At 60.4% G+C, this 8,023-nt stretch carries 12 protein-coding genes; 2 read left to right on the top strand and 10 right to left on the bottom strand.

What is annotated here, in order from left to right; translation table 11 throughout:
* The coding region (locus tag B5X69_RS11055; protein WP_217699080.1) for a transposase at positions 1-255 on the top strand (255 nt) is incomplete at its 5' end.
* A gap of 344 nt (positions 256-599) precedes the next feature.
* Here the strand turns inward: B5X69_RS11055 and B5X69_RS11050 are convergent.
* From B5X69_RS11050 to B5X69_RS11030, 5 genes are read right to left on the bottom strand one after another with little or no spacing between them, the layout of a single operon-like run.
* A complete protein-coding gene (locus B5X69_RS11050) occupies positions 600-767 on the bottom strand; it encodes a helix-turn-helix transcriptional regulator (protein WP_079638761.1) in 168 nt (55 codons plus the stop codon).
* Positions 764-1,711 carry a metallophosphoesterase family protein gene (locus B5X69_RS11045; protein ID WP_079638760.1) on the bottom strand — a complete coding sequence of 316 codons (948 nt, stop codon included), beginning with the start codon at positions 1,709-1,711 and terminating at the stop codon, positions 764-766. The genes B5X69_RS11050 and B5X69_RS11045 overlap by 4 nt, the downstream gene beginning before the upstream one ends.
* Positions 1,692-2,237 carry a 3'-5' exoribonuclease domain-containing protein gene (locus tag B5X69_RS11040; RefSeq protein WP_176141574.1) on the bottom strand — a complete coding sequence of 182 codons (546 nt, stop codon included), beginning with the start codon at positions 2,235-2,237 and terminating at the stop codon, positions 1,692-1,694. Before B5X69_RS11040 ends, B5X69_RS11045 begins: the two co-directional genes overlap by 20 nt.
* A gap of 8 nt (positions 2,238-2,245) precedes the next feature.
* Positions 2,246-2,665 (bottom strand): hypothetical protein, encoded by a 420-nt coding sequence (locus B5X69_RS11035; RefSeq protein WP_079638758.1) that lies wholly within the window; start codon positions 2,663-2,665, stop codon positions 2,246-2,248.
* A complete protein-coding gene (locus tag B5X69_RS11030; RefSeq protein ID WP_217699112.1) occupies positions 2,649-2,867 on the bottom strand; it encodes a hypothetical protein in 219 nt (72 codons plus the stop codon). Before B5X69_RS11030 ends, B5X69_RS11035 begins: the two co-directional genes overlap by 17 nt.
* An 88-nt stretch (positions 2,868-2,955) precedes the next feature.
* Between B5X69_RS11030 and B5X69_RS20980 the strand changes: the two genes are divergently transcribed.
* Positions 2,956-3,174 (top strand): hypothetical protein, encoded by a 219-nt coding sequence (locus B5X69_RS20980; RefSeq protein ID WP_139375758.1) that lies wholly within the window; start codon positions 2,956-2,958, stop codon positions 3,172-3,174.
* Here B5X69_RS20980 and B5X69_RS11020 read toward each other — a convergent pair.
* From B5X69_RS11020 to B5X69_RS11000, 5 genes are read right to left on the bottom strand one after another with little or no spacing between them, the layout of a single operon-like run.
* Complete coding sequence (locus B5X69_RS11020; RefSeq protein WP_079638755.1) at positions 3,171-4,103, bottom strand: FAD-dependent thymidylate synthase; 933 nt, start codon at positions 4,101-4,103, stop codon at positions 3,171-3,173. The genes B5X69_RS20980 and B5X69_RS11020 overlap by 4 nt on opposite strands.
* Entirely contained in the window at positions 4,100-6,763 is a 2,664-nt protein-coding gene (locus B5X69_RS11015; protein WP_079638754.1) for a DNA polymerase, read from the bottom strand. Before B5X69_RS11015 ends, B5X69_RS11020 begins: the two co-directional genes overlap by 4 nt.
* A complete protein-coding gene (locus B5X69_RS11010; protein ID WP_079638753.1) occupies positions 6,738-6,938 on the bottom strand; it encodes a hypothetical protein in 201 nt (66 codons plus the stop codon). Before B5X69_RS11010 ends, B5X69_RS11015 begins: the two co-directional genes overlap by 26 nt.
* Entirely contained in the window at positions 6,935-7,708 is a 774-nt protein-coding gene (locus B5X69_RS11005; RefSeq protein ID WP_079638752.1) for a hypothetical protein, read from the bottom strand. Before B5X69_RS11005 ends, B5X69_RS11010 begins: the two co-directional genes overlap by 4 nt.
* Positions 7,705-7,986 (bottom strand): hypothetical protein, encoded by a 282-nt coding sequence (locus B5X69_RS11000; RefSeq protein WP_139375757.1) that lies wholly within the window; start codon positions 7,984-7,986, stop codon positions 7,705-7,707. The genes B5X69_RS11005 and B5X69_RS11000 overlap by 4 nt, the downstream gene beginning before the upstream one ends.
* Positions 7,987-8,023: the final 37 nt, after the last annotated feature.

Genomic DNA, 8,023 nt, shown 5'->3' with positions numbered 1-8,023 from the left:
CTTATCCCCGACCTGCTCAGGCTGATCGATCAGTTCGCCGCCAGCCCCCTCAAGTCCCTCGCCGATACCCTGACCAGCTGGCTCGAGCCCGTCGCCCGCATGTGGCGCTTTTCCAGGAACAATGGAATCACCGAGGGCTTTCACACAAAGATGGAGATGATCTCGCGCCGCGCGTTCGGCTTCCGAAACTTTCACAACTACCGCTTGCGCGTGCTCGCTCTTTGCGGTTGGAATGGCGTCATCAATCGGGTCTGATCCACCCTCATCCCCCGTTCACGGGGAAGAGCCCACCCTCATCCCCCGTTCACGGGGAAGAGCCCGTATCCGGCGCAGATTTCCGCTGGTTTTGGGGTGTTTTGCGGTCGCTGGCGAACGCCTGCGAAAAGGAAAATGGCTCCCCGGGCAGGATTCCCAGAGAGCCATTAAATCGTGTAATTACAGTCCACAAAGGGGTAGGTCGGTTTTTGGGTACCCCCAATATGTCCCCGAACAAAATGGACATCCGACGATTCCTGAGGGGGAATCTATTAGCTCCCCATGGCAGCGGGGACACGTCCGAGGTTCGAATATGGCATACCAGATGCGCTTCAACCAGAATTTCATTGTACGCGCTCCTGTCTCCAGGCCTCGATTGATTCGGAGGGCCACGCCACCCGGTTCGGGCCGAGCTTGACCGGTGGCGGGAAGAGGCCTTCCTTGACGTACCGATAGATCGTGCGGCGCGAGAGACTGGTCTCCTCGACGACGCGGCTGATGGGGAACATCATTCGATCACCTCCGACAGACGCTCCTCGATGAAGCCGCGCACCTCGGGGGTGAGCGGCTCGAGCTTCTGGGCAAGGATGCTGCTCCAGTTGAAATCGCCCAGCGTGATCTCTCCGACCTCGGTGTCTTCCTTCGCCGCCCGCTTCGCAGTGAGCGCGAGGCAGTCGAGGTCGCTCGGGAGCTCCTCGCCCTCGGCGAGGAGGACGCGGACGCACTTGTCGTGGAGGTCGTCGCGCGCCTCGAGCTCCTCCAGCGTCAGGGTGACGTAGAGCGAGCCGTCGGGGTCCTCGGCGTGGCTGTAGGGCTCCATCGACCCGGTGCAGTGGACGATGTGGCCGTCGACCTCGTAGTCGCCGGGCAGATGATAGTGGCCGGAATAGATCGCGAGATCGTCACCGAATTTCGCCTTGAGCGCGGCGGTCGGACAGATGTGGCTATCGTCGCCGCCGAAGGACTGAAGGTCCCAGTGGCCGAGTGCGACTTCCGCTTCTCCTGAAGGAAAGGCTTCGACTTGCGCGAATGCGGAAACGTCCCACTCCCAGGGGAAGATCGCGAGCCCCCTGTAAAGCGTCGGTTTACGCACGATCATGACATTGGGATTGCCGTCGAGCAGAGCCTCGAGAATCTCGAAGGCGCCGATGGTCGTCAGGTTCCGGGGGAGGTCGTGATTACCGGCGATGATAATGACTGTTCGATCGACCGCTGCAGCCTCGACGGCGTTGTAGACGTCCATCACGACGCGGTTTGACACGGCGGGATGGTCGAACGTGTCGCCCATGCTGACGACGATATCGACATCCTGCGCCAACTGCTCCTGGAAGTTGGTGAGTTGCTTGCGCTCGCGCTCGCCACGGCGATGGAGCGGGACGCCGTTCTCGAACTTCCTTCCTAAATGGGGATCACCGATCAGGGCGACAGTTTTGCCGTTAGTTAGTGAGAATTTCATGAAACACTCCGTTTTTTGCGGAGAACAACATCTTGAGCTGCTGGACGCAGTCAGAGAGAGCGTTATGAGCCTGACCGCCTTGGATGAAGCTCATGTCGACGTGCTCGGCACCGCGATCGCGACAGGCGGCGATGTAGGTGTTGAGATCGCGGGCCTGCCGGTAGTGGAACGGCATCGGACGACCGATCTGCTCGAAGTGGCTCGCGAGCATCGTCCAGTCGAAGGTCGTCGGCTTTGCCCAGAAGCGGTATCCGCTCTGGGGCGCATCCTTCGTGACCCACTTTGAGAAATCAATGAGCACTTGCTCGGCATCCTCCTGACGGGCGACGAAGCTGCCGTAGATCACCGGCATGGTGCCCCAGAAGTCACGCGTGCCCTCATCCCAGAAGCGGTTGGGGAGAAGGGTCGGGCAGCGATCAAAGACGTCGGAATCAACCTCTTGTGTCTCGATGTTGAACTTGATGGCTGCGAGCTGGAGAATACCAGAGAACGCGGGCTTGGTGCCAGTGGTCTCGAGGTCGACCATAATGTCAGTCATAGTTGCCAAGGGGAGAGGTCCTTAAATTTGGCCGACGCCTTTCCTGCGGCGACGGCTTCGCTGAAGAATTGAGCCGTCATCTTGAACCACTGCCCGAGGCCGTAGCTGAAGATGTAAAAATTGTAGGGGCCACCAACCATCGCCTGCCTCAAGGCAGCAGATCGTTGGCCACGTTCGATGTTGGAAAAGGGGAAACTGGTCGCAGACTGAACCGACTTGACCTCGGCATATTCAATCTGAGCGTTCTGAGTGACGAGAAAGTCGGCCGGCTTGGCGAAGTCGGCAACGGCACGACCACCGTTAAGGCCCCTAAGATCGGACTGATCCCAAAAGCGCTCGATGACGACGCCAGGGCGTTTTCGCATCGCCTCGAAAAAGGCGTGCTGGGCGTCCTTGCCGTCATTCTTCCGTGCCATTGCCGGAATCCAGTTCCATGGCACAGAGGATCAGCGCGCCGATCCCCACGACCCAGCGCGTGGCGGTTCCCCAGTCGAACGGATTGAACGACCACGACACGAACGACCCAAACAGATACACGACCGCAAGGATCAGTAGCAGGGCAAGAGTTTTGGCGAGATAAATCAAAATGAGGGTCTCCAACTGATTGGAGACCCTCACTACGCACCCTTGGCGGGACTTGCGTCTGATATACGAAAAGTCGCTATGCGACTTCCTCGTTTCTGTAGCCAGGCAGGAAGCGGACCCCATGCGTGTTGACCTTTGCGGGTCGCCAGACAAGCCCGCAGTGCTGGCAGGCGTGGGTGTGGTGAGCCACCTCGGCGAACTCGCCCTCGTCGATGTGCCGCGCGCCACAATCCGGGCAGTGCAGGATCATCGGGATGGCGTAATCGGGTTCCAGCTTGCTGGACTCGAGCCTGAACCGCTTCTTCGGCGGTGGTGGGATGTCGCGATAGGACACCATTAGAGCATGTGCCTGTACTGGCGAAAGCCGATGAAGTTACCGTGCTCGCGCTTGTTCTCCCAGATAGGCGTATCGGAGCCCTCGCCATCGTAAGTCTCCCAACGGGAAACACCGTCTGCCTGAGCAACGTGCTCAGCCGGCGAAGCGTGGATTGGGGTGCTGCCGACAAGGCGATCGTGGAGCTCGACTGCTTTGTCGAGTGTCATGTCGAAGCCGTCGACCGTCTTATAGCTGGTGCTCGCGCACCGAGCGACAGAGAGTTTGATCGCGTCCGAAGTGTGGATGCCACCTCGCGCCCTCGGGCGAACTTCCATCACTTTCTCATCGACGAACGGCAAGTGCCATTCCCCCGGCTCTAGATCCTGAATGTCATCCTCGCGCTCGAGGCACTTCCTGACCTCGCGCGCGAGGATCTGGATGTGTGGCTCAGCGGCCTCGTGGTCGCGCAGCTCGAGGAAATTGTCCCATTCGGTACCGCTGACGAGGACGGTGATGTGTGCGAACGGCTCAAGCAGGCGGTTCACGATCTGCTTATGGTAGCCGGCTTTGGCAAATGCTCGAGCAGCGCTAATCGCTTGATCCCGGGCGTGCAACCACCCGGCTTCCTTGGAAATCGGGTCGTAGCAACGATCAATCATATCGAAATGCGAGGCGCCCTGAAGGTAAAGGGGAGCATCGATTTCGTCTCCCGCTTGCATTCCTCGCTGATTGGCGCCCCAGTAAACCGGGATAAAGGGATTCTCTTCGACATCCTTGATCAGCTTTTCGACCGGGATGGCGCGCGAACTGGCGGCGTTTCGGCTAAAAACGCGGTGTGTCATGAACTCGGCATGGATGCACCGCGGATACCGCAGAAGGAGCGTCGAGAGGACTTTGTCGGGCGCCGCGGCGTTGCGGGAGCGAAGGATGGTGGTGGAAGAGATGGTGGTCAAGCGGCTGCTCCGATGTGATGTTGATCGTTCGCCGGCACCTTGGCATCGGCGATGAAATTGACGACCTGAGCGACGATGTCATCGGGAAGCTTCTTCCCTAGCAACTCCTTGGGAACGATTCCGTCGATCTCCGATGAGCACTCATCCAGCTCAAACTGTGAAAAGGCCGTGCCGTTGTAGGGGCGGAAGGTCTTACCGATCGAGACAGTGCAGTCGAGCGGAAGGGTCTTCACGACGTTGGGGTGTTCGCACATGGCCTTTCGCAGCAGCGGGATGAAGATCATCACGACGTCACGGTGGACCGAGAAGACGAGCTCGTCGTGGATCGGCATCATGAAGCGGACCTTGTCCGCGATACCGGCCGCTTCGAGCATGGGCATGAGGTTCAGGATCGATTGCTTCGCGAGGGTGGCGCACGAGCCTTGGATCATCGCGTTGACCGCTTGGTTGCGGGCGCGGCTCTGGATCCTGCGAATTGCAAGGTCCGCATAGTTGCCAAGGCTCGGTGCGGCGTCGATCTCGGCGAACTTGTGACGCATTGCCGACGCCCACGCCTGCGTGGCCTCGTAGCGAGCCCGGCGATGGCCGTCCGGCAGGGTAACGAAGCCGTATTCCGTGACCTCGGTCTGGGTGTTGACACGCCATTTCTCGGCCAGCGGGAAGCGCGCACGATAGCGGTCGACCGCTTCCCACATCTCGTCGCTCGTCCAGCCGAGGTTGCCGCCCACGGTGGAGAGCGAGCCCGAATACCAGTAGTTGAAGTTGGCGCCCTTGCCGACCGGGGTGCCGCGGGCGTGCTTGAAGAACGCCTTGGGATCCATGATGGCGCCCGTGGCAGTGTTCTTGAGGACGCGCCCGTTCGGGTTCTCGCCGAACTTGAAGAGCATGAACTCTTCCTCGGTGAGGCCTGGGAGCGTCTTGACCGCAAGGCAGTCGGCCGCGGCGCCCGAGTGAAGATCACCGTAGGGCAATTGCCCGAAGACTTCCTTGAACCCCGGGTCGTCGCTGAAATCACCGATCAGCACAAGCTCGACCGACGACCAGTCGGCCGAAACCACGAGGTGGTCGTCGTTGTCGGGCAGATAGAAGCTGCGAATGTAGGTCGAGTTGCCTTGCTTCGCGAGCTGCATCGGATTGGGGAACGAGGCGGCGAGACGCCTGGTCGCAAGCTTGGAGCTGACCGACGGATAGACCCGCGAGGTCTCGGGGTCCATCAACTGGGTGTACGGCGTCAGGTACAGCTTCATGCGCTGCTCGATGTCGGCCATTTCCTGCAGTGAAGTCAGGATGGCCTCAGTCTGCTTGTCGCCGTCCTTCTGCGCGCGAAGCATCATGCGGCCACGCACTTCCGCGTCACTACCGACTTTGCCGTCGCTGAAGCGGATCTTCAGGCCCATCAGGTCGTACAGGATGGTCCGCATGCCGTGGTAGTGGACGAGATTGAGGCGGCCCTTCGGGAGCGGGGTGCCCCGTTCCTCAGCCCAAGCGTTGCCGATCGGGTTCGACGCTTGGGTGCACTGCTCGTAGACATCGTCGCTATCCGGCGTATTGATCCACCCGGCGATCTGGGTCCGCTTCTTCTCCCAGTGCTTGGCGTACCAGTCCTCGTACTCAGCTAGTTTCTCGTTCTTCCCTTCAGGAAACGGGAGCAGCTCCTTGATCTGGGCTTTGAACTTGCGGAGCACCGCGGCCATGTTCTCGCGTTCGATGCCTTGCCGCTCATAGACCTGATCAAGGTCGAGGCGGAGGCCGTCGCGCCACATGTTGGCGTAGTGACGGACCATGGGGTTCTCGGTCTTGAGGAAGGTGACCAGCGCCGCGGGGTTCTCCGCGAGCATGCGCTTCATCAGTTCCTTGTACACGCGCACGGCCCAGTAAGCGTCATCGGCGCCGTAATTGGCAACCTGCTCTCCAGTGAGCTGGCCCATGTGGGATGCGCCGTGCGCGGCCAGCGTCTCCTCGTAGGTTGTCATCTGATAGCCGAAGAGGCTCTTCACCAGCTTCTTCAGGCCGTAGCCGAGCGCGAGACTGTCGACATGGCCGTTGTAGCTGTGCGCTGCGTTCGACGTCTTGCTGATGAACTTGCCGAGCATGTCAGCTTGGTCACTGGTCAGGTCACGGCCTTTGGACTCGGTGTCGTAATTGGAGAAGGCGAGCTTGGCAGCCTTCGCGATTTTCTGGAACCCGGTGAGCGGCTCGTCGAGGAACCGGCGGATCTCATATTCGTCCGGACCGTGATGCGAGACGGCCATCTGCAGGGTGCAGACAACATTTTCGAGGATGTATCCCCAACACTGCTCGAGCTGGACCAGCTCAAACGGCGCGTTGTGGGCGACCTTCACGGCGCTGTCAGAAATCCAGCCCAGAATTTCTAACGCCGCCCCAACGGACAGACGGTTCTCCGCGTCCGCGTGGGCAGTGTTGAAATAATAGGCAGTCTCCGCGCCGTCGACGTAGAGCGAGAAGCCCGTGATCACGGTACGGCGGTGGTCAAAGACGTGACGCTTTTTGTTATTGTAAGCGTTCAGCCCGGCGTGCCGGCCCTCGTCCTGGGTTTCGATGTCAATGCCCACGAGCTCGGCCGCCCCCAGCTCCTCGCGGAGGGCGTCGAGCTCGGCCTGCTCGGTGCGGGCGTCAATGAGCCTGGAGGAAATTGACAAGTTCTGTGTCCTGCCGGTGTTGGAAATAATCGATGACTTGGGATGGAGTGAGCTCGGATAGTTCCGAGACCGTGGTGATGAGCGGCACGGTGGCGTCCGCGATGGAATTCAGCACGTCTTCCGCCGGGATGCCGGCGTGAATCTCTTCGCGGATCAACTCGATGAATTTGTTCAAAGAAAATACCTGTTGAGCAGCTCGTCGGCTGCCTGCGGATTGAATTTGCCCGGGATCGCGCCCTTCTCGAGGTCCTCGGCGGGCACCTCGTACATGTGCGTGATCAGGAGCATGTTCTGGAGCGTCTGAAGATTGCCCGGCTCGGCGAGCCATGCCTGGACGCGGGAGGGGAGGGGGATATGTGCGAAGGCGTGAGCCGAGCCGAGCTTGATGCCCGCCTCGATGTCGGGCCAGAAAGGCTCGGCCTGCTCCCACGTCTTGGGTCCGAAACCGGGGATACCTGCAATGTTGTCCGAATTATCACCTCGGAGCGCCTTGTAAAGTGGCACCCACCGCGGCGGGACCTCACGGGCGCGAACGCCCTCGATCTTGATGAGCGGATTGGCCTCGAGCTGGAGATAGTCCATGTCGTTGCTGTGGCAGGTGACCTGCAGGCCACGCGCGGCTAGTTTGCGCGCGAGTGTGGCGACGACGTCATCCGCCTCCCACTCCTCAACGCAGTATTGCAGCGCGGGGCTGAGGGTCAGCAGCTCACGGAACAGCCGAATTTGTGCAAAATGGTCCTCAGCCATCGGCTCGCGCTTGGCCTTGTATCCGGGGTAGATTGCCTTGCGGCGGTCGTTGTGGCGGGCTCCGTCCCAGACCCAGATATGGGTGCCGACCCGCGTCCGCTCGTATTCCTGGCGGAGGCTCAGTCGTTTCTGGCCAGGGAGGGAGGGCTTCGTCATGGCCCGGAGGCGCACGTTGTTGCCGTCATAGATATGGATCACAGAAAAACCTCTTTGCGCAACAGCTCGACGCCAGCGAAGAATTGGGGGTCGGTTTGGTAGAGCGCCCGGGCGCGTTTCAGCCCGTGGTGGATCGCCTTCTTGTCTTTGATCAGGAACTTGGCGATCCGCTTCTTGCCCCAGCCGATATCGCTATAGAGGACCATTGCGACGGCCCAGCGAGCTCGGCAGACACAGGGCATGCGGCCGCTGCGAAACAGATCCTTTTCATCGCCCACGTTGAAGTAGGCACTCGCGATTTTAACAAGAAGGGCGCCCAAGCTGGGCGCCCTTCCGTCAGCAGGTGACTGGGAGGGG

The sequence above is a fragment of the Sphingopyxis flava genome, from assembly GCF_900168005.1.
In the GTDB taxonomy this organism is placed as follows: domain Bacteria; phylum Pseudomonadota; class Alphaproteobacteria; order Sphingomonadales; family Sphingomonadaceae; genus Sphingopyxis; species Sphingopyxis flava.
This window is presented reverse-complemented; position numbering and strand designations above follow the sequence as displayed.

What these genes read in the sequence shown, in the direction of transcription:
- B5X69_RS20980 (WP_139375758.1), top strand. Translation starts at nt 2,956, where the DNA reads ATGCGTGTTGACCTTTGCGGGTCGCCAGACAAGCCCGCAGTGCTGGCA.
- B5X69_RS11040 (WP_176141574.1), bottom strand. Translation starts at nt 2,237, where the DNA reads ATGGTCGACCTCGAGACCACTGGCACCAAGCCCGCGTTCTCTGGTATT.
- B5X69_RS11045 (WP_079638760.1), bottom strand. Translation starts at nt 1,711, where the DNA reads ATGAAATTCTCACTAACTAACGGCAAAACTGTCGCCCTGATCGGTGAT.
- B5X69_RS11035 (WP_079638758.1), bottom strand. Translation starts at nt 2,665, where the DNA reads ATGGCACGGAAGAATGACGGCAAGGACGCCCAGCACGCCTTTTTCGAG.
- B5X69_RS11050 (WP_079638761.1), bottom strand. Translation starts at nt 767, where the DNA reads ATGATGTTCCCCATCAGCCGCGTCGTCGAGGAGACCAGTCTCTCGCGC.